This is a genomic window from Bradyrhizobium sp. AZCC 1721 (assembly GCF_036924715.1).
In the GTDB taxonomy this organism is placed as follows: Bacteria; Pseudomonadota; Alphaproteobacteria; order Rhizobiales; family Xanthobacteraceae; genus Bradyrhizobium.
Map to the genome: position 1 here is coordinate 3,901,287 of NZ_JAZHSB010000001.1, position 21,378 is coordinate 3,922,664.

Annotated in this window: 26 protein-coding genes; 14 read left to right on the top strand and 12 right to left on the bottom strand. The window is 62.4% G+C overall.

The features are described 5' to 3' along the window. The first annotated feature begins 89 nt into the window (after positions 1–89). From V1273_RS18645 to V1273_RS18660, 4 genes are all read left to right on the top strand, one after another. Positions 90–338, top strand: coding sequence for a hypothetical protein (locus tag V1273_RS18645; protein WP_334382153.1), 249 nt, complete (start codon positions 90–92; stop codon positions 336–338). Positions 339–480: 142 nt separating this feature from the next. Next, a complete protein-coding gene (locus tag V1273_RS18650) occupies positions 481–1,080 on the top strand; it encodes a formyltransferase family protein (RefSeq protein ID WP_334410513.1) in 600 nt (199 codons plus the stop codon). A 202-nt stretch (positions 1,081–1,282) separates the two neighbouring features. After that, entirely contained in the window at positions 1,283–1,636 is a 354-nt protein-coding gene (locus V1273_RS18655) for a hypothetical protein (RefSeq protein WP_083754438.1), read from the top strand. Between the two features lie 67 nt (positions 1,637–1,703). After that, positions 1,704–2,138, top strand: a complete 435-nt coding sequence (locus V1273_RS18660; RefSeq protein WP_334382151.1) for a hypothetical protein — start codon at positions 1,704–1,706, stop codon at positions 2,136–2,138. Positions 2,139–2,295: 157 nt separating this feature from the next. On the opposite strand, the gene V1273_RS18665 is transcribed toward V1273_RS18660, so the two are convergent. After that, positions 2,296–2,499: a hypothetical protein gene (locus V1273_RS18665; protein WP_334382150.1), complete on the bottom strand. Its 204-nt coding sequence runs from the start codon at positions 2,497–2,499 to the stop codon at positions 2,296–2,298. A 78-nt stretch (positions 2,500–2,577) separates the two neighbouring features. Further along, a complete protein-coding gene (locus V1273_RS18670) occupies positions 2,578–2,976 on the bottom strand; it encodes a RidA family protein (RefSeq protein WP_065729279.1) in 399 nt (132 codons plus the stop codon). A 157-nt stretch (positions 2,977–3,133) separates the two neighbouring features. Between V1273_RS18670 and V1273_RS18675 the strand changes: the two genes are divergently transcribed. From V1273_RS18675 to V1273_RS18685, 3 genes are all read left to right on the top strand, one after another. Beyond that, positions 3,134–4,009 carry a DMT family transporter gene (locus V1273_RS18675; protein ID WP_334362789.1) on the top strand — a complete coding sequence of 292 codons (876 nt, stop codon included), beginning with the start codon at positions 3,134–3,136 and terminating at the stop codon, positions 4,007–4,009. A gap of 174 nt (positions 4,010–4,183) precedes the next feature. Beyond that, positions 4,184–5,611, top strand: coding sequence for a caspase family protein (locus V1273_RS18680; protein WP_334362790.1), 1,428 nt, complete (start codon positions 4,184–4,186; stop codon positions 5,609–5,611). 99 nt (positions 5,612–5,710) lie between these two features. Beyond that, complete coding sequence (locus tag V1273_RS18685) at positions 5,711–6,400, top strand: hypothetical protein (protein ID WP_334410514.1); 690 nt, start codon at positions 5,711–5,713, stop codon at positions 6,398–6,400. A 458-nt stretch (positions 6,401–6,858) separates the two neighbouring features. Here the strand turns inward: V1273_RS18685 and V1273_RS18690 are convergent, their stop codons facing one another. After that, positions 6,859–7,098, bottom strand: a complete 240-nt coding sequence (locus V1273_RS18690) for a BrnA antitoxin family protein (RefSeq protein ID WP_334382148.1) — start codon at positions 7,096–7,098, stop codon at positions 6,859–6,861. A gap of 2 nt (positions 7,099–7,100) precedes the next feature. Continuing rightward, on the bottom strand, positions 7,101–8,078 hold the full coding sequence (gene cysK / locus V1273_RS18695) for a cysteine synthase A (RefSeq protein ID WP_334410515.1): 978 nt from the start codon (positions 8,076–8,078) through the stop codon (positions 7,101–7,103). A 232-nt stretch (positions 8,079–8,310) separates the two neighbouring features. Between cysK and V1273_RS18700 the strand changes: the two genes are divergently transcribed. Continuing rightward, positions 8,311–8,526, top strand: a complete 216-nt coding sequence (locus V1273_RS18700) for a hypothetical protein (RefSeq protein ID WP_057845369.1) — start codon at positions 8,311–8,313, stop codon at positions 8,524–8,526. Between the two features lie 132 nt (positions 8,527–8,658). Here V1273_RS18700 and V1273_RS18705 read toward each other — a convergent pair whose 3' ends face one another. Beyond that, entirely contained in the window at positions 8,659–9,273 is a 615-nt protein-coding gene (locus V1273_RS18705; protein WP_334410516.1) for a bifunctional transcriptional activator/DNA repair enzyme AdaA, read from the bottom strand. A gap of 55 nt (positions 9,274–9,328) precedes the next feature. Between V1273_RS18705 and V1273_RS18710 the strand changes: the two genes are divergently transcribed. Then, positions 9,329–10,558 carry an MFS transporter gene (locus V1273_RS18710; RefSeq protein ID WP_334410518.1) on the top strand — a complete coding sequence of 410 codons (1,230 nt, stop codon included), beginning with the start codon at positions 9,329–9,331 and terminating at the stop codon, positions 10,556–10,558. A gap of 31 nt (positions 10,559–10,589) precedes the next feature. Here V1273_RS18710 and tgt read toward each other — a convergent pair whose 3' ends face one another. The 5 genes from tgt to V1273_RS18735 all read right to left on the bottom strand — a co-directional run bounded on the left by tgt (position 10,590) and on the right by V1273_RS18735 (position 13,461). Beyond that, complete coding sequence (tgt, locus tag V1273_RS18715) at positions 10,590–11,723, bottom strand: tRNA guanosine(34) transglycosylase Tgt (RefSeq protein ID WP_334410519.1); 1,134 nt, start codon at positions 11,721–11,723, stop codon at positions 10,590–10,592. Positions 11,724–12,046: 323 nt separating this feature from the next. Then, positions 12,047–12,301 (bottom strand): hypothetical protein, encoded by a 255-nt coding sequence (locus V1273_RS18720; protein WP_334362796.1) that lies wholly within the window; start codon positions 12,299–12,301, stop codon positions 12,047–12,049. A gap of 268 nt (positions 12,302–12,569) precedes the next feature. Continuing rightward, the gene (locus V1273_RS18725) at positions 12,570–12,854 is read right to left on the bottom strand and encodes a DUF1488 domain-containing protein (protein WP_334362797.1); all 285 of its coding nucleotides are present in this window, start codon (positions 12,852–12,854) and stop codon (positions 12,570–12,572) included. A 48-nt stretch (positions 12,855–12,902) separates the two neighbouring features. Then, positions 12,903–13,199: a hypothetical protein gene (locus V1273_RS18730; protein WP_057847551.1), complete on the bottom strand. Its 297-nt coding sequence runs from the start codon at positions 13,197–13,199 to the stop codon at positions 12,903–12,905. Continuing rightward, the gene (locus V1273_RS18735; RefSeq protein ID WP_334362798.1) at positions 13,192–13,461 is read right to left on the bottom strand and encodes a hypothetical protein; all 270 of its coding nucleotides are present in this window, start codon (positions 13,459–13,461) and stop codon (positions 13,192–13,194) included. The genes V1273_RS18730 and V1273_RS18735 overlap by 8 nt, the downstream gene beginning before the upstream one ends. A gap of 367 nt (positions 13,462–13,828) precedes the next feature. On the opposite strand from V1273_RS18735, the gene V1273_RS18740 reads away from it, so the two are divergent. From V1273_RS18740 to V1273_RS18760, 5 genes are all read left to right on the top strand, one after another. Continuing rightward, the gene (locus V1273_RS18740; RefSeq protein ID WP_334410520.1) at positions 13,829–13,978 is read left to right on the top strand and encodes a hypothetical protein; all 150 of its coding nucleotides are present in this window, start codon (positions 13,829–13,831) and stop codon (positions 13,976–13,978) included. 184 nt (positions 13,979–14,162) lie between these two features. Next, positions 14,163–15,254: a patatin-like phospholipase family protein gene (locus V1273_RS18745; RefSeq protein WP_334410521.1), complete on the top strand. Its 1,092-nt coding sequence runs from the start codon at positions 14,163–14,165 to the stop codon at positions 15,252–15,254. 342 nt (positions 15,255–15,596) lie between these two features. After that, the gene (locus V1273_RS18750) at positions 15,597–16,349 is read left to right on the top strand and encodes a TetR/AcrR family transcriptional regulator (protein WP_334412237.1); all 753 of its coding nucleotides are present in this window, start codon (positions 15,597–15,599) and stop codon (positions 16,347–16,349) included. Positions 16,350–16,650: 301 nt separating this feature from the next. Beyond that, positions 16,651–17,229: a PepSY domain-containing protein gene (locus tag V1273_RS18755; RefSeq protein ID WP_334410522.1), complete on the top strand. Its 579-nt coding sequence runs from the start codon at positions 16,651–16,653 to the stop codon at positions 17,227–17,229. A gap of 253 nt (positions 17,230–17,482) precedes the next feature. Beyond that, positions 17,483–18,508 carry an aspartate-semialdehyde dehydrogenase gene (locus V1273_RS18760; RefSeq protein ID WP_334410523.1) on the top strand — a complete coding sequence of 342 codons (1,026 nt, stop codon included), beginning with the start codon at positions 17,483–17,485 and terminating at the stop codon, positions 18,506–18,508. 190 nt (positions 18,509–18,698) lie between these two features. Here the strand turns inward: V1273_RS18760 and purT are convergent, their stop codons facing one another. Both purT and V1273_RS18770 read right to left on the bottom strand, forming a co-directional pair. Beyond that, positions 18,699–19,862, bottom strand: coding sequence for a formate-dependent phosphoribosylglycinamide formyltransferase (gene purT / locus V1273_RS18765; RefSeq protein WP_334410524.1), 1,164 nt, complete (start codon positions 19,860–19,862; stop codon positions 18,699–18,701). A 170-nt stretch (positions 19,863–20,032) separates the two neighbouring features. Continuing rightward, positions 20,033–21,334 (bottom strand): PQQ-dependent sugar dehydrogenase, encoded by a 1,302-nt coding sequence (locus V1273_RS18770; protein WP_334410525.1) that lies wholly within the window; start codon positions 21,332–21,334, stop codon positions 20,033–20,035. Positions 21,335–21,378: the final 44 nt, after the last annotated feature.

Here is a 21,378-nt window from a genome sequence, read left to right on the forward strand (position 1 = left end):
TTTCGTGCCGCCCGTCCTGTTACGGAGTAGGCGTCGGCGGGAGAATCAGTCCTAATCAAGGCGCGATCACGTTTTGAGATTCCGGCGGCATGAACCAGCCCGAAGTGCTCGATTCCGATATCCGCGCCCTGCAGCAATGGCTGCGCGCTGCCTGGCAGCAGCTTGGCGATCCCACCCTCACCACCTTCGCCCGGCGCGAGCTTCGCAACCAGATGAAGCAGTGCAGCGCCGACTTGCGGGCGTGCCTGCAAAGGGTGGCTGATGAACAACAGCCCGAGCCGGTCCGATCACCGGCCTCGCCCTATTCCAGGCCAGACCTGCGAATCCTGTCATGGTGACGGAACAGGATTAGGCCCCGCCGGTCCGCCTCTGCTGTTCCGGCCCGCCTGTTGATAACCCGCGCCCCTGTTGGCGAGCATCGAAACAGGCCGGCATCGTGTGCTATCGGCATACCGGCCTGATTAACGACGGACAGAACATATGCGGATTACCCTGGTCGGTTCCCGCCATTTTGGCGTGACAACATTCAATACCCTACGCCAACATGGGGTCGATATCGTTCGCGTCGTCGTTCACGACGGCGAGGACCGGCTTGCCGCCGCGGCGCGGGTCGCCAGGGTTGACGTCGTGGTGCAGGCCGATCCGAAGCGCGTGATCGCTTCGGAAATCGCACCAGCAACCGACCTGATCGTCACTGCACACAGCCATGCCCGCGTCACCAGGGAGGCACTGGCCACAGCCAAACTCGGCGGCATTGGCTATCACCCCTCGCTGCTGCCCCGGCATCGCGGCATCGCCGCAGTCGAATGGACCATCAAGGAAGGCGATCCGATCACTGGCGGTACCATCTACCATCTCGCTGATCGGATGGATGCCGGTGCGATCGCCGCGCAGGAATGGGTGTTCGTCAAAAAAGGGGAAACCGCCCGAGAGCTCTGGGAGCGCGCGCTGGCGCCGCTCGGCCAGAAACTGTTGGCCGATGTCATTTACCACGCCAAAGCCCACGGCAGCCTGCCGGCCACGCCCCAGGATGAGGAATTTGCCACCAAGGCACCGAGCCTGACCGACGCCAAGCAGTAACCTCTACCATCATACCGCAAATCCCCGCAATTTGCCGCAATCACGACGAAACTGCGAATTTTTCCGTTCCTCCGCCGGAACCAGATTCACCTTGATGTGTTTGAGATCGCGGGAACTTTCCACAGTGCTGCGGCGCACCCAAGTTTGAACACATTGTGACCAGATAAGGTGTGCCATCACACACATTTCGGGGACTTGACCCATGCGCTCCAACCGCATTCACAACCTGTTGTTTGTTTCGTTGCTTGCTTCCGCCGCCACCTTTGCCAGCGCTCCCGCCTCCGCCCAGAACCCCTACGACGGTCTTTGGCAGGTCACCGTTGTCACAAAAACGGGCAATTGCGATGCGCAGACTACGTCGACCGTGAATGTCACCGGCGGCAAGATTTCGGGCGGTCCGGTTTCCGGCAGCGTCGGCAGCGGGGGACTTGTACGAGTCTCGATCAATGGTGCATATGCGAACGGTCAACTCAGTGGCAACTCCGGATCGGGGAAATGGAATGGGGCTTCAGCGGGTGTCGCATGTAGCGGTCGATGGGAAGCGTCCCGTCAGTAAGGCAAGCCAGACCTTTGAATCTTCTGCCAAAGCGCGGCGGCTGACATTCGCAGCCGTCGCTTTTTTTATGACGGCCTTTGCCACCACCACTACGAGCCACGCCCAGTCCAGCACGTTCGCCGGCATGGCCGGCACATGGTCCGGTCCCGGCACAGTGACGCTGGATGACGGTTCAAGTGAGCGGATCCGCTGCCGGTCCACCTACAAGGTGATCGGGGCCAGCATGGAAATGGCCCTCACCTGCGCCAGCGACGCCTACAGGTTCAACCTGCAAGCGGCGGTGGTCTCAGCCGGAGGCGAAGTCAGTGGCACCTGGAGCGAAACCAGCCGGAACATCGGCGGCACCATCCAGGGCCGCGGGGCTGGCGGCAGTTTCCAGGTGATCGCCCAGGCGGCCGGATTCGCCGCCAACATCTCGCTGAAGACCTCCGGCAACAAGCAGCAGATCGCCCTGAGGGCCGACAGCGTGTTCCGCGCTGCCAATATCTCGCTGTCGAAGTAGACCAATCCCGCCCTAAACCGTCATCGCCCGCGAAAAGCCTTCGCGGGCGATCCAGTATTCCAGAGACGTCACGGCTTGAAGGGATGGGCCGCGGCGTACTGGATCGCCCGCCTTCGCGCCTTCGCGGGCGACGACAAGTGTGGATCTCGTTCAACCCTTAGCTCGTCTTCGGCTTCTCGAGTTTCGCCGCGGTCTCCTTGATCGTCTTGGCGATCAGCAAGGCCTGCTGCTTGTTGAACGCAAAATCCTGCACGCCGCGGTGCGTGGTCAACGACAGCACCATGATGTCGGGCTGGTGCTCGGGCCAGCCGGTTGCGAAGGCGGTCACGAAATCTGCAGAGGTCGATCGAGTAGTGGTCATTGGCTCACGGTATCCTTTTGTCTTTGCCGGCGCGCCTGATGAAACGGACAGCGCCCGTCCGGTGGTTGTGATGTCCGGTTACGCCTTGGGCACGAAGGCGGTGACTTCGATTTCGACCTTGGCCCTGACATCGACCAACCCGTCGATGTAGAGCAGCGTCGACGGCGGGAAATTGCGCCCGAGTGTTTCCTTCCAGGCCGCACCGATGCCGGGACCTGCGGCCTCGTATTCGCTGCGGCTGGTCAGGTACCAGGTCAAGCGAACGATGTGCTCGGGGCCGGCGCCTGCTTCGCCAAGCAGCTTGACGATGCGCTTGAGTGCCGTGCCTACCTGCGCGGCCATGTCGGGGGCATAATCGCCCTTCTCGTCGCCGCCGGTCTGGCCGGCCAACACGATCCATTTGCCTGAAGCGTCGACCTCGACACCATGCGAGAAGCCGCGGGGTTTCGACCATTCGGCCGGTTGCAAGATGCGCATGCGTAAGTCCTCCTGAGACCGCCGCTCTTAGCACTGAACCGGCAGCCGCTCCCACAGTGAAATTTCGAAGGCGTGCATCGCTGCCCCCACGCATTTGCGCGTTGCAAATTGTGGCCCGCTCGCCGATACCGGCCTGCCCTCAACAATCTCCCCGCGAATGGACCGCACACAATCCAAAACCCTGGCCGCGCTGTGGATGGCCGGCTGGCTGACCCTGATGCTGATCATCGCGATCGCCGGACGCGAGGCGGCGCGCGAGATCAACGTGTTCCAGCTCATGGAGATGCGTTCGATCCTCGGCTTTCTGATGCTGTACCCTCTGATCCGCGCCAGTGGCGGATTTGCCATGATGAAGACGGCGCGGTTGCCGCAGCACGTTGCGCGCAACCTCATTCACTACGGCGCGCAGCTCGGCTGGTTCTTTGCGCTCACGCTGATCCCGATCGGTCAGGTGGTGGCGATCGAATTCACCATGCCGATCTGGACCGCGATCCTGGCCGCTACGTTTCTGGGCGAGCGCATGACACCCTGGAAGATTACGGCGATCGTGCTCGGCCTCATCGGCGTCGTGGTCATCGTTCGCCCCGCTGCCAGCGAGATCAATCCGGGGCAGTTAATCGCCCTGGCGGCCGCGGTCGGATTCGGCGTTTCGGTAGCGATGGTGAAGTCGCTTACCCGGACCGAGCAGACGCTCTCGATCATGTTCTGGATGCTGGTGATACAGTCCGCGGCTGGTCTTCTACCCGCACTCTACGTCTGGACGTGGCCGCCAGCCCATCTCTGGGGCTGGGTGGTGGTGATCGCGTTTTGCGGCACGTTTTCCCACTACTGCATGGCGCGCGCGATGCTGCACGCGGATGCCACCGTGGTGATCCCGATGGATTTTCTGCGGGTTCCGTTGAGCGCCGCCGCGGGCTGGCTGATCTATTCGGAACGGCTGGATGCATTCACCGTGCTCGGCGCGGCGCTGATCCTCACCGGCAATCTGTTGAACCTGAGACCGAATCCTTCGCCTGCGCGCGTGCAAGGCTGAAGTTTATTTCCCGGGCTGTGATCTAGATCACGCTACGGCGCGTGTCGCGACGGTAACGGATGGCTCCGGATTTGGCCGTTCGGCTGCTTTTTTGTGGTGCGAAGCGGGCGATATTTGTAATGTCCAGCCAGCGTTACAGCCAAAGCCTTTGTTGATTCTGCAGGGGGATTTCATATGCGTTACCCAACGCTCATTTTGTCCGTCATATGCATGGTCTTTGCGGCCGGAACCGCTCAAGCCGAAAAGCGCGTCGCTTTCGTCGTCGGCAACGGCACCTACAAGAACGTTGCTCCGCTTCCGAATCCTTCCGTTGACGCAAAGGCGATGGCCGCCGCGCTGCGCAATGTCGGATTCGAGGTGGTCGAAGGGTCCAACCTCACGCGCGACAAGATGACCGAACGTCTGCTCGACTTCGGGAAGAAGGCGCAAGGCGCCGACGTCGCGCTGTTCTTCTATGCCGGCCATGGCATTGCCATCTCCGGCACCAACTATCTGTTGCCGATCGACGCCGACATCAAATCCGAAATGGACGTCAAGCTTGGCGCCGCGATCAATATCGACCTCACCCTCGAGCAGACCATGGGCGATGCCAAGGTCAAGCTGGTGTTCCTCGACGCTTGCCGCGACAACCCGTTCGCAGCCAAGATCAAGTCGAACTCCGCCACCCGCAGCGTCAACGTGCAGACCGGTCTCGCCGAAATGAAGTCCGGCGAAGGCACGCTGATCGCGTTTGCGACCGGCCCGGGCCAGACTGCGCTCGATGGCCAGGAAGGCGGCAACAGCCCGTTCACGCGCGCCCTGCTCGCCAACCTCACCCAGCCCGGCGTCGAGATCCAGCAAGCGATGACCAAGGTCCGCGCCCAGGTCAACGAAGAGACCAACAAGGGTCAGCTCCCTTGGGGTCACACCAACCTGATCGGCGCGGTCTACCTGAACGGCGCGCCCGCGCCCGGCGCCGTGGCGGCTGCAGCGCCGGCGTCGGGTCCAAAGCCGGGCTCTGACGTCGAACTGGAGTTCTGGCGCTCGATCAAGGATTCCAACAAGCCGGAAGAGTTCAACGCGTATCTGACCAACTATCCTAACGGTCAGTTCCGGTCACTGGCGCTGTCGCGGATTGCGTCGCTGGAGAGCGGTGCAAAGGATGCAACCCGCAACTTGAGCACCGGCATCGATCCCGCGACCTTCAAGGAAGAAGCAAGCCAGACCACCGAGGACCAGATCGGCCTCGATAAAGGCCAGCGCCGCGACGTGCAGCGCCGCCTCAACGGGCTCGGTTTCGATACCAAGGTCACCGGCCAGTTCGACGCCCCGACCCGCGCCGTGATCACGCGCTGGCAAGCGGCGCGCGGCTATCCGAAGAGCGGCTACCTCAACAAGCTGCAGCACAAGGCGCTGCTGACGGAGATCGTGGCGGCCGCACCGACCGCCAGTTCCGATGAGGAGCGTCCCGCCCCCAAGCGCCGCGCCCCCAGCACCGTTCAGGCGCAGCCTCAACCGCACCAGCCCCCTCCGCAGCGTCAGTACAGCGCTCCTGCTCCCGGCCCCGATCCGGCCGGTGCCGGCCGCTTCATCGGCGGCGTCGTCGGCGGCATGCTGCGCTAACGGCAAACAGATCCACAAAAGGCCCGGGGATGATCCCGGGCCTTTTATTTTGCGCTTCGCTATGCCTGCAATCACATCGGTAAGAGTCGAATGGCAACTATGAGCACCCTGATCCTGACGCCGGACGACTCGGGTGCGGGATGCCTCGCTGCGTCTGGAATTGCCGACCGTGTGATCGGATTTTCGTACAGGCTCGTCACTGGGCCGGTCCCGGCCGTTTCGGAACCCGAGGCTTTCTTTGCCGAGCGGGCGAGGCTTGGTGGCGCCGCGATCCAGCGCTGGGACACAGACGGCCCAGACCGGCTCTGCGATGAATGGCGCGACATGATCCGCGTCATGAGCGACTTCGACCGCGTCGAGATTTGGGCTGACCATGATCCCAATTCTCAACTTCAGCTTGTCCAACTGCTTGATTGGCTCAGGGCCTATCCGAGCCTCATTCCGAAGTTGTCGCTAAGAAGTCCTGATTTTTTGATCCGCAGCCAAATACCGGAAAGCGTCTCGGCACTTCGACTGCGGGCCGAGAATATCTCCGATATCCAGTTGCAGACCGCGAGGGTCGCATTGCAGGCTTTTCAACATCCTAGCCCCAAGGCGTGGTTCGCCCTGCTGCGCGAAGATCTCCAGGCCCTGCCTCATCTGCGGCCCACGGTCGACCAGTTGTTGGAGGAATTGCCAGCTACCGACACGGCGCTCACGGCTGCAGAAACGAGACTGCTCGAAATCATCTCAACCGGTCCCATCGCGCCGATGCGCGCCATCGCTGAGTACGCCGCGATAATCCCGTAAGCGTTCTCGATTACTGGGAAGTCGGGACGAGGCTCCACGGGCTCGCCCATTGCGAAACACCCGCAATTGTTGGCCTCGACGAGGATGGTCCTTTCAACCTGGCCCTGCACGACGATTGCGAGCGCTTCGAGCGCTACAAAGGGAGCAGGCTATCGTTGTCGGAACTCGGACGAACACTGTTGAAGCGACAGGCGGATTTTGCCCAGCACTGCACAATCGATCGGTGGTGGGGAGGCACGAGATTGACCAACGATCGACTTTGGCGCTGGGACAACGCCAATCGTGCTCTGGTTCCTTCCGTTTAGTCCCGCAAACAGTCCTGGCGGACGGGCTGGCATCGTCCGCCCAGGGTCAAGACCGAAAAGGCTCGCATCGAGCAAAATATTTCCGCCTAGCCCGCAAGATCCGACATCCGAGCTTACGTACACGCCCCAAAATCAGTGCAGACAGTGGCGTTCCTACTTGCCCGCAGCCTTTCGCAGCGCCTCGTTGATGCGATCCTGCCAACCCGGACCACCCTCCTGAAACCATTCCAGCACGTCCTGATCGATCCGCAGCGTGATCTGCTCGCGCACGCCGGGAACGGTGGCTTGTTTGGCGGGTGCCTGCGCCACCTTCGCGGTCGCGCGCTTGAACGCGGCCTCGGCTTCGGTGCGCGCATCGTTCAGGGTTCTCGGCCGCCGCGGCTGGTCCGCCATCGCTAAATTCCTTCAAACAAGGCCGTCGACAAATATCGTTCGGAGAATGACGGCACGACAGCCAGAATGGTCTTGCCGTCGTTCTCGGGACGCTTGCCGATCGCAAGCGCCGCCGCGATCGCAGCGCCCGAGGAGATGCCGCCTGGAATGCCCTCCATGCGCGCCAGCGCGCGCGACATCTCGATCGCCGCCGGGCCGTTGACCCTGACGATCTCGTCGATCACGGAACGATCCAGAATGTCCGGAATGAAGCCGGCGCCGATGCCCTGGATCTTGTGCGGCGTATGTTGCCCGCCGCCCAGTACCGGGCTTTCCTCCGGCTCGACGGCAACGATCCGCAACGACGGCTTGCGCGGTTTCAGCACCTGTCCGACGCCGGTGATGGTGCCGCCGGTGCCGACGCCGGCAACGAAGAAATCGATGTTGCCGCCGGTGTCGTTCCAGATCTCTTCCGCCGTGGTGCGGCGATGAATTTCGGGGTTGGCGAGGTTCTTGAACTGTTGCGGCATCACGGCGTTGGGCGTACTCCGCACCAGTTCCTCGGCGGTTGCGATCGAGCCCTTCATGCCTTGCGCGGCGGGCGTGAGGATGATCTCGGCGCCGAGGAACGCCAGCATCTTGCGCCGCTCGATCGACATCGATTCCGGCATCACAAGCTTCAGCCGGTAGCCGCGTGAAGCGGCGACGAACGCCAGCGCAATGCCGGTATTGCCCGAGGTCGGCTCGATCAGCACGGTGTCGGCGTTGATCACGCCGGCCTTTTCCATCGCGATCACCATCGCCGCGCCAATGCGGTCTTTGACGCTCGCGGCGGGATTGAAATATTCCAGCTTGGCCAGGATGGTTGCGCTAACGCCATGCGCCTCCGGCAATTTGCGCAGACGAACGATTGGCGTGTCACCGATCGCATCGACGATGGAGTCGAAGACCCGTCCCCGCCCCGGACGTTGCACTGCACTCGCGGCTGACGACGCATCCATCTCGACACTCCCAAAGCGATCATGTGCGGGGAAAAAGCGCTCTCCTACTTAGGAGGCGGCCACGTCGATGCGCAAGCCGGAATTGCCGGAACGAACAATTCGCTGCATTGCAAAACAAGAACTTCGCTAAATATCGTGAAATCAACGCATTTGTGTTGCGACATCGTCAAAGATTTCTGCTTATACTTTGGTTGGGAGCTGGGCCTGAGGTTCAGATCGCACGGAGGTCACGATGCCAGCTATTGCTGAAATCCTGTCGACCCTAGCGTCCAGGCCCGATCCGCGTGGCTGTGATTTGCCGACCTGCCCCGTGTGTGCCGACACGATGGTGGCCGCGGAAGCCTCCGCCTACCTGCAGGACAACGTGATCAGCTATCTCTGGACCTGTGACACCTGCGGTTACGGCTTCGTGACCAAGCATTCGGTCAAGAGGTTCGCCTGTAATTGATTCAAGCTATCTCGGAGCTATGTCAGCGCGCGCCCATCCGGCGCGCGTTTGTTTTTGGAAAGTCTCGAACGTGCCGGCGGCGGCGATCGGTTCTGTGCGAAGTGCGACCATGCCGCATCGGCCCCGAAGTTTCTAGACGTTCCGCTGCCTCCGCCGAATTTCACTCGGAGGACGCTTGTAGACCTCCGCAAAGACCGCATTGAAGCGGCGCAGGCTGCGAAAGCCAGCCAGCGACGCAATCTCGGTCATCGGCAGTTTGGTATCATCTAAAAGTCGCTTCGCCCGCTGTACCCGTGCCGTCTTGGCAACCTGACCGGGGCTCGCGCCGAGATGCTTGTCGAACAATCGAGATAGATGCCGCGCCCCTACGCCAACGCGGGCCGCGAGCGCTTCAACAGTCGCCCGATCGAGTGCGCCCCTGGCGATCAGTCGCATCGCGCGTTCGACCGTCGCCAATGAGCCCTTCCATGCCGGAGAGAATGGCGCCGTCTCCGGCCGGCACCGCAGGCACGGCCGAAATCCGGCACGCTCCGCCGCCGCTGCAGATGGATAAAAGGACACGTTCTCCGCCTTCGCGGGGCGAACCGGACAGACCGGCCGGCAGTAAATGCGCGTTGTCCTGACACCTGAGAAGAACCGACCATCGAACCGTCGATCACGGCTGACGCGAGCCCGCTCGCAGGCTGCGACGTCCAGATCACCAAGCTCCGTCCTTGCCGACGACGGAGTCCGTTTGCGGCGAGCCATTGCGCGCTCCTGATGCTACGTCGTGCTCATCTTATGTTTCGGGAGAACGGAGACAATGGTCGCGGCGAGCCGCTTCTTTGGATGGTCGGTTGCGTGGTCGGCGTTTGCGATCGCCGTGTTCGCCTGGGGCATCGGGTTCTACGGCCCTTCGGTATTTCTCCAATCGCTGCACGAATCGCGAGGTTGGCCGATCTCGAAGATTTCAATGGCCATCACGGCTCACTTCTTGGTCAGCGCAATCATCATAGCCTATCTGCCGGAGATTCATCGCCGACTGGGGATCGCCATAACGACGTTCATTGGGGCGGTCGCAACGGCGACGGGCCTGATTTCATGGTCCGGCGCACGCGAGCCATGGCAGTTGTTCGTCGCGACCATCCCGAGCGGGGCTGGTTGGGCCATGACGAGCGGAGCAGCGCTGAACGCTATCGTGGCAAAATGGTTCGATCGCGACCGGCCGATGGCGATCGCCCTGGCATTCAACGGCGCCAGCGTCGGCGGCGTGCTGTTCGTGCCGATATGGGTCCACCTGATACGATCGATCGGATTCCCATCAGCGGCGCTCCTCGTCGGAGGCTGCATGGTGGCTACGGTTGCATATCTCTGCGTCAGGTTCCTGGCTAAATCGCCCGGCCAAATGGGCCTGGCTCCAGACGGCGATGCATCGCATGGGGCAGCACCGAGCCAAAGGCCACGACGGACACGCACCGAGATCATTCGAACCTCACGCTTCATCACGATTTCGGCCGCCTTCTCGCTTGGCCTGTTCGCACAGATCGGCCTGCTCGCTCACCTGGTAGCTCGTCTGACGCCGGACCTTGGGATTAGCTACGCTGGGTTTCTTGTCAGCCTGGCTACGATATGTGCCATCATAGGCCGAACGCTGGCTGGGAAATGGATCGGTGAGCATGATCGCCGTTTCGCGGCTGCGATCAACTTTGCCGTGCAGATTGGCGGCGTCCTATGGCTGATTTTCAGTACTGGATGGGTGGGTCTTACGCTCGGATGCGTTCTCTTCGGTCTCGGCATCGGCAATCTGACGTCACTCCCGCCGTTGATCGTGCAGAAGGAGTTCGAACGCGAGGATGTCGGCACCGCAGTGGCGCTCATTATCGCGATCAACCAAGGGGTATTTGCATTCGCACCTGCAATCATTGGCGCCATGCGTGACACGACGGCCAATTATCAATTGCCGTTCGCGCTCATTGCAGTGGTTCAGTTTCTGGCCCTGGCGATCATTCTGCTTGGCCGAAGGTCCGCACCCGCTCCAGCGACTTCAACTTGAAGGTCGAGTTGCGCCCTGGCCAATCCGCTCCCTAGCGCGGCGGTATATCACCCTTCGCCCATCCCGCGCGCGTTTGTTTTTGGAAAGTCTCGAACGTGCCGGCGGTGATCGCGTCGCGCATGCCCCGCATCAGATGCTGGTAATAGGCCACGTTGATTTCCGACAACAGCATCGCGCCGAGCGTCTCTCCTGACCTCACCAGATGATGCAAATAGGCGCGTGAGATGTTGCGCGCCGAGGGCCACTCGCTCTCCTCGTCGAGCGGCCGCGGATCGTCGGCATGACGGGCGTTGCGCAGATTGATCTGGCCGAAGCGGGTGAATGCCATGCCGTGACGCCCGTTCCGCGTCGGCAGCACGCAATCGAACATGTCGATGCCGCGCGCCACCGCCTCCAGCAAATCCTCGGGCGTGCCGACGCCCATCAGATAGCGCGGACGATCCGCGGGCAGCGCCGGCGCCGCTTCCTCGATCATCGCAAGCATCACCGCCTGTGGCTCACCCACGGCAAGCCCGCCGATCGCGTAGCCGTGAAAACCGATATCCACCAATTCACGCGCGTTGATGTGGCGCATCTCGGGAATGTCGCCGCCCTGCACGATCCCGAACAACATGTAACCATCAGGCGCGCTCTCGAAGGCGCGCTTGCTGCGCTCCGCCCAGCGTAGCGACAGCCGCATCGCGCGTTCGATGTCGTCGCGCGACGCCGGCAGCCGCACGCACTCGTCCATCTGCATGGCGATGTCGGCGCCGAGCAGGCGCTGGACCTCGATCGAACGCTCCGGCGACAGCTCGACCTTGGCGCCGTCGATATGCGAGCGAAACGTCACGGCCTTTTCGCTCACCTTGCGCAGGTCCGACAGCGACATCACCTGGAAGCCGCCGGAGTCGGTCAGCATCGGGCCGTTCCAGCCGGTGAAGACCTGCAGGCCCCCGAGATCAGCGATCCGCTCGGCGCCCGGCCGTAGCATCAGATGATAAGTATTGCCGAGCACGATATCGGCGCCGGCATCGCGCACGTCGCGCCAGTGCATGCCCTTCATCGCGCCCGCCGTGCCGACCGGCATGAAGGCCGGCGTTTGCACCACGCCATGCGGCGTGGTCAGGCGGCCGGTGCGGGCCTGGCCGTTGGTGGCGAGCAATTCGAAATGATTGGGAAGACTCATGGCGCTGCTTATTGCGTGCCGAGAACGGCCAATCAACCGCCCAGTGGATGAAATCTGACGCTTGGTGCCCAACACGGAAGCACTCGGGCTCCCTTGCTGCTGGATAAAACTCGGCACTTTGCCTCAGTTATTGCGGCGCGATATTACGGTAGCTATTGGGAGGAAAGCGGACGTCGCGCGGACACCCCATTTCAGTAGCGATTGACCCCTATCGGACATTCGGCGTGGTGGTCTCGTGCATCCACAGTCCGCACCTGCGCCTTTATGGGGCGGCTTCGGTCACCGCCGCGCTGCCTCTGCCGAGCACAAGGCAGGCCAATGGCTCATTGAGCTGGCTTCGTTGAACCCACGCCGGGATCAGCAATCGTCTCCCAGTTGTTGCCGCAAGCGGAACACCGCCATTCGTTGACAACGCCCGTTGGCAAATAGGTTGAACTGACCGGGGCAGTGACAAGTTGTCCGCAGCTGCAGGTATTGGTCCCTCGTGATGGAGAGCGGCGCGGCTCGCTGACCATTCTAGAAGCCCAGCGGCGCTCGAACCTTCGCTGAAAATGCAATGGATAGATGATCGAATTCATGGGCTCCCTCCTGTTGGGCGGCGGGAGCACGGTACGGTCTCTCAGTCACTGAAGCCTTTTTACGATCAGTGATACTAGCTATATGGGGCTTGAGCCACCCTATGGCTAGTCCGAAGCTCTTGGAAACCTTCGCGTCGGCTGCGGGAAACGATGAACCGCCTCCAGCGGATCCGCCAGCGGGCGTTCGTTTGCGTGCTGCCGAGCGCATAGAGCGGTCGCTAACCCCGACAGCAGCACGTCCCCATGTGCCGCGGCGAGCCGCGCGGTCTTATCGCAGCTTTCGGAAATCGATGCTGCGCAGGACAATTCCGGGCGGCGTTCCCTCGAACTCGGTCGCCCGATATTTGCTGGCGGCGCACGCCTCGATGCGCTCGCGCAACCGCATGAATTGCCCCTCACGCTGGCCCGCTCTCGCGCGCACCACACCATCCAGCTCATCCATGGCGGAGGTCGAGACCGCGCAAGGGATCTCCCTGTTGCCGTCGAGCATTGAGAACAGCACCACCATCCTGTCGTACTCGTAACTGATGAAGCGTCCGTGCGTGAGCGTCATGGGACCTACTCCTTAGACGCGGCGCCGTGATCCCAACCGTCGTTTACCTCAGCCCTGCTCAGTGAGCCGGGCAAAGTCCTCGAGGATGGCCGCGACGAGGTCGCGATGCCTTGTGTCTTCCGGCGCCAGTCCTGCAGCATACAGCTTCAGGACGTAGCGCGCCTTGGCGGCCGCCTCCGGCCACGACGCGGCGGGAAACGCCAGGAGGTGATCTTCGATCTCGGCCCGCCGTTCGCGCAGCTCCCGCGCATGGGTCTCGACTTCCGCCAGCGCGCGGCGGATGTCGGTCGCTTTCTGCGCCGCCATGCCGCGGTGGCTGTCGAGGTCAAGTGGTTCGTCAGTCATCGGATGTGCTCGCGTCGATGCGCTGGGCGTCCGACAAATCGACCGGGCCGATCGAGACCACCTCCATCGCCAACCCGCGCGAGCCTTCCGCCGGCACCTTGATCATGGTGGCGACGCGGCGGAACGCCGCGAACGAAAGGCCGTCGATCGTCTCCTCATCGGTGACGACCTCGTAGGCGCCCGCGGACAACAGGCGATCGATGCCCTTGATCCGGAACGGATGTTTGAAGGTGACGACTTCACGTCGGGAACGGATGGTCATGCGCGCCTGCCTTTCGCAAAAGTGCCGGCGCCGGCGCTGCCCGCAGAGCAGCATGCGCCCCCTCCGCCGCAATAGCCATCGCTTTCTTGCCGCGCGGCGAATGGAGGCAGTTCCTTGTCGCTTCCTGCGCGCTCTTGCCGCGGCCGGCGCGAAGCGTTTTGGCGTTCGCTATGGCTGGAACATCAGCGTAGGGTCAGCCATCACCGCATTTCCCACGGCATCCACCGGTGACTGAGGGCCGCGCGCGCTCCCGCCACAAAGCGGAGGAGCATCCCCTTGCGGCAGCTTCGCCTGGCCGAGTGGATCGTACCGCCCGTCATCATCCCGCTGCTGCTTGCGATCGTGGTGATCGCGGTGGCCGTCCTCCATGCCTAAACTGAAATACCGGGTCAGTGGCAACCATGAAGGGGCCCGCGAAAATCTCGGCCGCATCACGGCGCCGGCCGCGCTGAAGAAGGCCAGGCAGTTCGTGCAAGAAGTCTACATCGACGTGAGCGCCCTCAGCCTCTCTTGTTAAACAAAACGATACCGTATAGTTTTATGAGCGAGGCACGAAACGCCGCTAGCGATGAGGCCGGCGGCGGCAAGTGCGTGTGTACAGTGACTGACGGCGAATGCCCTCCCCCTCTTTCCTGACTGGATCAATCCTCTTCAACAGTCGGCCCCGGTGGCCCGCCTCACGCCTGCTCAGGTCAGCCGTCTTGCTGTGCAGCCTCGCGGCTGCCGCCTGCACGTCGGTGCCGCGGACGCCCTACAGCGCTGCCGATGCCTCTAGCGCCCGCGTGCTCGATATCGACGGCCTGCGGCGCTACACCGACGAACCCGTTACAAAATTCCGCTTCGAGAAAGACCAGTTCTCCTCAACCAAGACCTATCTCGCGCTCTCCGGCGGCGGCGCCGATGGCGCCTACGGCGTGGGCGTGTTGAACGGCTGGGCCGCAGCCGGCACCCGCCCGACCTTCTCGGTCGTCTCAGGCGTAAGCACCGGCGGCCTGATTGCGCCTTTTGCGTTTCTCGGATCCCAATACGACGACACGCTGCGGGAGGTCTACACCAGCGGCATAGCAGAGAGCTTGCTCGCTGATCCTAGCATCATTCGCGTGCTCTTCGGCTCCGGCCTGTTCGGCAATAAGCGACTGCGCGAGCTGGTGGCCCGCTATGTCGGGCCGGAGATCCTGGCCGCCGTTGCGCGCGAAAATGCCAAGGGCCGAAAACTCCTGGTGGTGACGACCGATCTCGACACCCAACGTACGGTCGTTTGGGACATGGGGAAAATCGCAGCCGTCGGTTCGCCCGAGGCGCTGCGCCTGTTTCGCGACGTGATGGCGGCCTCCGCCAGCATTCCCCTGGTCTTCCCGCCGATCCTGATCGAAGCCGAGGGCCAGGGCCGGCGCTTTGAGGAGATGCATGTCGACGGCGGCGTGACCGCTCCTGTCCTGACGCTGCCGGATGCCCTGCTCTTCCAGGGACGTCTGCCCGGAAACAGCCGGATGAACATCTACATCCTCGTCAACAAGAAGCTCGAACGAACTTTTGAGCTCGTGTCCAACAGCACGATCGACGTCGCCTCGCGCAGCCTGTCGTCGATCACCCAGTCCCAGACGCGCTCGGTCATCTTCTCGACCTACGATTTCGCCAAGCGCAATCGGTGGGGCTTCCATTTGTCCTATATTGAGCGCGACTATCCCGCCGCGCCCTCGGAGGGATTCGACACCGCCTATATGCGCGCCCTCTATCAGTACGGCTATGAGAAGGCTGCATTGGGCCGCGCCTGGACCTCGGCGCTTCCGTGAGCCGCTTTAGGAGCGGAACGGCGACCTGCCGGGACCGTTGACGATATGCGATGGCATGGGCGAGCACCGCATGACATTTCATCCTCCGTGTCCCGGACGCGACGCGGCACCATCAGCGCGTTCACGCGTGTCTTCGACGCACTATGGTGACGCGGCGCAGAGCCGGGACCCATATCAACATAGTGGGCCCCGGATCAGCAGCGCAACACGCCGCCAAGACGCGGCGCGCTGCGCAGCATCCGGGGAACGGAGAGCGGTTTCGGCCAGATTCGCGATGACGCCCCTGCTACTGCGCGTTATAGAGCAATGACTGATATCACGATCGCGCAGGAATCGATGGGGATGGGATTGACTGCGACCAAGGCCAGACCGGCAAGACGAGACGTCCCGAAGTCGCGCGGCGGCCGGCCGACGAAGAGCGCCGCTATCGAGCGCGATCAGCGGCTGATCGAAGTCGCCACCCGTCTTTTCTTGGACCGGGGCTATGATGCGACCTCGGTCGATGCGGTCGCGGAAGCAGCCCGGGTCAGCAAGCCCACCGTCTATTCGCGCTACGGCGACAAGCGCGGACTGTTTGCGGAGGTGTTGAGGCGCGAAATTGACCGTTGGCTTGCGCCGCTTGCCGAGGCGGCGGAGGGGCAGCTCACGCGTTCCTCGGACATTTCGGTCGAGCAGCGCCTGATAGAAGTCGGGCGCGAGATGCTGACGTTCACCTGCGGGCCCGATGCCGTTGCGTTCAGCCGCATGATGACGGCGCAGGCCATCAACTTTCCCGACATTGCCAAACTTGGCAAGGAAGAGGGCTGGTTGAAGGCGGTTTCCACGACCGCGCGCTTCTTTGATCATTTGGTCGCACAGGGCGCCATGGACGTCGAGGATACCGGCATCGCGGCAGAGGTCTTTCTCGACGTGGTCGTCGGTCACACCCACCGCATGGCAACGTTCGGAACGCCGCTGGAGATGAAGTCTGCCGAAAAACGCATGCGCTTGGCGATCAGGCTGTTCCTGGCCGGTGCGCTTGGGCCAGCGAGCCGCGTTCAGTCCGTTCCCAAAGGAACCGTTAAGGGAACCGTTCGGCGACGTCCCTCCCGCTGACAATTCCGTGAGAACGGCATTTCACGTGCGTTACCCCATGGCGGCATCGTTGACCAAAACAAAACGATACGGTATGGTTTTATTATAAGCGAGTGCAGGCTTCCGCTTTCACTGGTCCCAGCGGGGGCTCGCACCGCTTCGATCGCCGCAAGCGGCGGTACCTTTGCGGCGTTCCGCGGCCGGCCCGAATACCTCCAAAGGGTCGGCCGCGCTTTCTTCGAGGCGATCCGGCCCAACGCCGGCAGAGACAGGCTCATCGATGGAGACTGCAACGATGCATGCGCCGAGATCCTGGAGACATTTGCTTGCAGCCATCCTGGTGGCGTTCATCCTGCCTGCCCCGGTCTATGCCGCCGCGCCGTCGACCGGCGAGCCAGCCTCCCTCCGCAACGAGGGCGGCGATGGCGCCGCGTCCGACCAGCAGACGGTCAGCCGCGAGCTGGCGCTTTTCCGCGGGTCGGCGGTCTCGCTGAGCCAGGCGATGGCGATTGCCGAAGCCCTGCATGCCGGCGCGACGACCGCCGATGTCAGCTTCGACGGCGCGCCGGATTCACCGGTCTACCGCGTCAAGACCCTTCACAACGACCGCATCTGGCACCACGCCATCGACGCCACGACTGGCAAGATCGTCGGCGGCGAAGCCGCCCTGCCCCTGAAGGAGTTCGATGCCGCGGACCGCAGCAACCTCGTTGCACTCAAGACGATCCGGCAGCGCCTGGCAGATGCCGTCCGCGTGGCCGAGCACGCGGCGTCGGGCAAGGCCATCAGCGGCGGCCTGATCCGCGAACGCGGCCGGCTGAATTTCGCGATCGTCGTCATGAGTGGCAACGACCTGAAAGCGGTGATCCTCGAGCCTCCCGGCGCCGCAAGGCGGCGATGATGCTGGCTCGTCTGCCCCCGTTGCAGCCCGGATGAGGCGAAAAGCCGTTGACGGCAGCGCCCGTCTGCCGCATAAGTCCGCGCCATGACGATCTCGACCAAAGCGACCACGAAAACCAAAGCACCCTCCGGGGGCTCGGGAGCCGTGCGCGCGTAGTCGAACGATCGCATTATCTGAACCGAAGCCCCGCCTGAAAAGGACCGGGGCTTTTTTTGTTGCTCGCAGCATTGATGCTCAACCAGAGGATAGACCCGTGAGCCACGAACCCGTTGTAGCCATTGCCGGCGTGACCGGCGCGGTCGGCGCCGAATTCATCGCCACGATGGACAGACGCAACTTTCCCGTCCGCAAGCTCAAGGCGCTGGCGAGCGCCCGCTCGGCCGCCAAGACCATCGATTTCCGCGGCGAGAAGATCGTGATCGAAGAACTCACGGAAAAGTCGTTCGAGGGCGTCGACATTGCGTTGTTCTCGGCCGGTGCCGGCACCTCCCGGAAGTTCTCGCCCGCGGCCGTCAAGGCCGGCGCGGTCGTGATCGACAATTCCTCTGCCTTCCGCATGGACCCGAACGTGCCGCTGGTGATTCCGGAGATCAACGCGGGCCGCATCCGCGAGCACAAGGGCATCATCGCCGTTCCGAACTGTTCGGCGATCACGGCGTTGGTGCCACTATGGCCGATCCACAAGGCCAACCGCATCAAGCGCGTCATCCTGTCGACCTATCAGGCGGCGAGCGGCGGTGGTGCCGCCGTGATGCAGGAGCTGGTGGAGTCGACCCGCGCTTATCTCGACGGCCGGCCGTTCGAACCCAAGGTGATCCAGCATCCCTACGCCTTCAACCTGTTCAGCCACAACACGGCAATCGATCCCGAAACCGGTTACAACGACGAAGAAACCAAGGTCATCAAGGAGACCCGCAAGATCTTCGAGGACGACAAGATCGCCATCGGCGTCACCTGCGTCCGCGTGCCGGTGCTGCGCGCCCATTGCGAAGCCATCACCTTCGAATGCGAAAAGCCGATCACCGAGGATGAAGTGCGCACGATCCTGTCGAAGGCGCCGGGCGTCAGAATCGTCGACGACCGGGCGAAGAACTATTTCCCGATGCCGATCGATGCCTCCGGCCAGGACGACGTTCTCGTCGGTCGCATCCGCCAGGATCTCAGCGATGCCTCAGGCCACTCGATCTCGATGTTCGTGTCGGCCGATCAGCTCCTGAAGGGCGCAGCGCTCAATGCAATCCAGATCGCGGAATTGCTGCCGCAGCGCGCGATGGCGTGAAGTGAGCTCGCAGGGTGGGCAAAGCGGAAGCGTGCCCACCCACCACTCAGACTGGCAATGCGACACGATGGCGGGCACGGCTCAAGTGCGCGAGCACCGCCCTTCCGTGCTCGCCCGCCCGCTACGCATAGCGCGTTGAAAGCAGCGCCGTCGGCTGTCATAAGCACGTCGTGACGTTGATCTGCGCCAACTAAGTGTAGCTGATCTTCACTTTGCTCGCCGCTTGCTTAGCCTTGCGGCGGGCTTCGTCTGTAGATTTGCCGCGCGCAAGGGCCACGCCCATACGGCGATACTTGCGAGTTGCGGGTTTGCCGAATAAACGCACATCAATGTTTTTAACTTTCAGCGCGCTTTCAAGCCCGCTGATTTCAAACGACTCGCTTTCCCGATCGGCAAGAATCACCGCGGATGCAGAAGCACCGAGATACGTGATTTCGGGGATCGGTAAACCCAGGACCGCACGCAGGTGCAAATCGAATTCACTGAGATCCTGCGAGCAGAGCGTGACCATTCCCGTATCATGCGGCCGCGGTGACAGTTCCGAAAAATAAACATCGCGGCCTGAAATAAAAAACTCCACACCGAAAATCCCCGCGCCACCGAGAGCGTCGGTCACTTTCTTCGCCATCTTCTGCGCGGCCACGAGTTGCGCTTTGCCGATCTTCGCCGGCATCCAAGACTCTTGGTAGTCGCCGCGCTCTTGGCGATGGCCGATCGGATTTACAAATAGAGTCGGCCCGCGCTTTTGCTTGATAGTGAGAAGCGTGATCTCGAGATCGAATTTAATAAACTGCTCTACAATCACCTTGGCCTTATCACCACGCATACCTTCCACAGCGTAGTCCCAAGCCGTGCCGGCGTCCTCGGCGCGCTTCACCACCGTTTGCCCTTTGCCGGACGACGACATCACCGGCTTCACCACATTCGGGTAGCCAATGTCTTCGCTCATGCGAATCAGTTCCTCGCGCGATTCCGCATACGCAAAGCGCGCGGTTCTGAGTTTCAGTTGATTGGCAGCAAGATCACGAATGGCGTCGCGGTTCATAGTGAGGTGTGCAGCCTTGGCCGATGGCGTGACTTGAATTCCTCGCTGCTCGAACTCAAGGAGCTTCTCGGTGCGAATAGCTTCGATTTCGGGAACGACAATGTCAGGTTTGTGCTCGGCGACTACGCGTTCAAGATCAGTGGCACTCAGCATATCGATCACCTCAAAATGATCGGCCACTTGCATCGCGGGTGCTCCGACATAGCGATCGACCGCGATCACATTGAGGCCAAGGCGTTGGGCCGAAATCACGAATTCCTTACCGAGTTCACCGGACCCGAGCAGCATCAGTTTGCGCGAATTTTTCATGGGCCTCCCTACTTCCAAATGTTATGATCCAAACATAGAGCTGCGTCTATTTCATAAAATCGGCGAAGATGGCGAGGAGAGCGCCGCCGTCCGCCGGTTTATTGTGCAAAACTCTTTGGACGAACTGGTTGAATTCTCGAACGTCATGGCCTTTGCCCACCCTACCGCAGCTACGCGCCTGTCACGCGCCAGATCACGTTGCCGACGTCGTCGGCCACCAGCAGCGAGCCGTCAGGCCCGAGCGTGACGCCGACCGGTCGTCCGTAGGAGACTTTCTCGTCGGGGGCGAGAAAGCCCGTCAAAATATCCCGCGGCGGACCGGCGGGGCGGCCGTTCTCGAACGGCACGAAGACGACGGCGTAGCCACTCAGCGTGCTGCGATTCCAGGAGCCGTGCTGACCGATCACCATGCCATCCGGAAAGCCCGGCAGCGTGCCTGATGGCATCCAGCACAGGCCGAGCGACGCGGTGTGGCCGCCGAGTGCATAGTCGGGTTGAATCGCCTTCGCGACCATGACCGGGTCCTGCGGCACGCGGTCGTCCACCGTCTGTCCCCAGTAGCAATAGGGCCAGCCGTAGAAGCCGCCGCCGCGCACTGAAGTCAGATAGTCCGGCGGCGTCTCGTCGCCGAGGCCGTCGCGCTCGTTAACGACCGTCCAGAGCACGCCCGTGTTGGGCTCCCAGGCGAGGCCCACGGGGTTTCGCAGGCCGCTGGCGAAGATACGGCTCGTACCGGCTGCAAGATCGAGCTCATAGATCGCGGCGCGGCCCTCCTCCACTTCCATGCCCATCTCGGCGATGTTGCTGAGCGAGCCGACGCCGGCGTAGAGCTTTTTGCCATCCGCGCTCGGCAGCAGGCTCCGCGTCCAATGCCCGCCGGGCTTGAACGTCACGAGTTTTCGTCCCTCTGCGGTGATGCGGTCCGCGCCAGCCACATAGGGAAAGGCGACCACGCCGTCGGTGTTGCCGACATAGAAGGTGTCGCCGACCAGCGCCATGCCGAACGGCTGGCTCAATCCCTCCATGAAAATCCCGCGCCCCTCCGCAACGCCGTCACCGTCGCGATCACGCAATAGCGTAATGCGGTCGGCGCTGACGCCGAGCGCCGCAGCGCGCCGCATCGTTGCCTGCATCGCATAATGGAACACGCTCCTAGGCGGTCCCGCGATCTGGGTGGCTTCTGCGATGAGCACGTCGCCATTGGGCAGCACGTTGATCCAGCGCGGATGGTCCAGGCCGGTCGCAAACGCGTTGACCCTGAGCCCGGGCGCCGCGGTCGGCGTCTCGCCGTCACTCCAGCCCTGCGCCGTCGGCATCTTGAGTGTCGGGATCGCGCCTTGTGGCTTCGCCGCCGGAATTGCCGGCGCGCTGCCCCAGGCCGCTTTGGGCGCGGATCCCTGTAGACGTCGCCACAGCAGCGCCGCGGCGCCGATCAGCGCGACCATTCGCGCGAAAATGCCGGAAAAGTTCATGCAAAGCCCCTGTTGTTCCCGCGCACCGATGCGCCGAGAGACGG

Bases quoted from the DNA above. Each gene is read 5' to 3' on its own strand.
- V1273_RS18670 (WP_065729279.1), bottom strand. From the start codon at position 2,976: ATGCGCATCTTGCAACCGGCCGAATGGTCGAAACCCCGCGGCTTCTCG.
- V1273_RS18710 (WP_334410518.1), top strand. From the start codon at position 9,329: ATGGTCGCGGCGAGCCGCTTCTTTGGATGGTCGGTTGCGTGGTCGGCG.
- V1273_RS18660 (WP_334382151.1), top strand. From the start codon at position 1,704: ATGACGGCCTTTGCCACCACCACTACGAGCCACGCCCAGTCCAGCACG.
- V1273_RS18650 (WP_334410513.1), top strand. From the start codon at position 481: ATGCGGATTACCCTGGTCGGTTCCCGCCATTTTGGCGTGACAACATTC.
- V1273_RS18665 (WP_334382150.1), bottom strand. From the start codon at position 2,499: ATGACCACTACTCGATCGACCTCTGCAGATTTCGTGACCGCCTTCGCA.
- V1273_RS18720 (WP_334362796.1), bottom strand. From the start codon at position 12,301: ATGAATTCGATCATCTATCCATTGCATTTTCAGCGAAGGTTCGAGCGC.
- V1273_RS18740 (WP_334410520.1), top strand. From the start codon at position 13,829: ATGCCTAAACTGAAATACCGGGTCAGTGGCAACCATGAAGGGGCCCGC.
- V1273_RS18690 (WP_334382148.1), bottom strand. From the start codon at position 7,098: ATGGCGGACCAGCCGCGGCGGCCGAGAACCCTGAACGATGCGCGCACC.
- purT (WP_334410524.1), bottom strand. From the start codon at position 19,862: ATGAAAAATTCGCGCAAACTGATGCTGCTCGGGTCCGGTGAACTCGGT.
- tgt (WP_334410519.1), bottom strand. From the start codon at position 11,723: ATGAGTCTTCCCAATCATTTCGAATTGCTCGCCACCAACGGCCAGGCC.
- cysK (WP_334410515.1), bottom strand. From the start codon at position 8,078: ATGGATGCGTCGTCAGCCGCGAGTGCAGTGCAACGTCCGGGGCGGGGA.
- V1273_RS18700 (WP_057845369.1), top strand. From the start codon at position 8,311: ATGCCAGCTATTGCTGAAATCCTGTCGACCCTAGCGTCCAGGCCCGAT.
- V1273_RS18705 (WP_334410516.1), bottom strand. From the start codon at position 9,273: ATGGCTCGCCGCAAACGGACTCCGTCGTCGGCAAGGACGGAGCTTGGT.
- V1273_RS18675 (WP_334362789.1), top strand. From the start codon at position 3,134: ATGGACCGCACACAATCCAAAACCCTGGCCGCGCTGTGGATGGCCGGC.
- V1273_RS18685 (WP_334410514.1), top strand. From the start codon at position 5,711: ATGAGCACCCTGATCCTGACGCCGGACGACTCGGGTGCGGGATGCCTC.
- V1273_RS18730 (WP_057847551.1), bottom strand. From the start codon at position 13,199: ATGACTGACGAACCACTTGACCTCGACAGCCACCGCGGCATGGCGGCG.
- V1273_RS18750 (WP_334412237.1), top strand. From the start codon at position 15,597: ATGGGATTGACTGCGACCAAGGCCAGACCGGCAAGACGAGACGTCCCG.
- V1273_RS18735 (WP_334362798.1), bottom strand. From the start codon at position 13,461: ATGACCATCCGTTCCCGACGTGAAGTCGTCACCTTCAAACATCCGTTC.
- V1273_RS18645 (WP_334382153.1), top strand. From the start codon at position 90: ATGAACCAGCCCGAAGTGCTCGATTCCGATATCCGCGCCCTGCAGCAA.
- V1273_RS18655 (WP_083754438.1), top strand. From the start codon at position 1,283: ATGCGCTCCAACCGCATTCACAACCTGTTGTTTGTTTCGTTGCTTGCT.
- V1273_RS18680 (WP_334362790.1), top strand. From the start codon at position 4,184: ATGCGTTACCCAACGCTCATTTTGTCCGTCATATGCATGGTCTTTGCG.
- V1273_RS18725 (WP_334362797.1), bottom strand. From the start codon at position 12,854: ATGACGCTCACGCACGGACGCTTCATCAGTTACGAGTACGACAGGATG.
- V1273_RS18770 (WP_334410525.1), bottom strand. From the start codon at position 21,334: ATGAACTTTTCCGGCATTTTCGCGCGAATGGTCGCGCTGATCGGCGCC.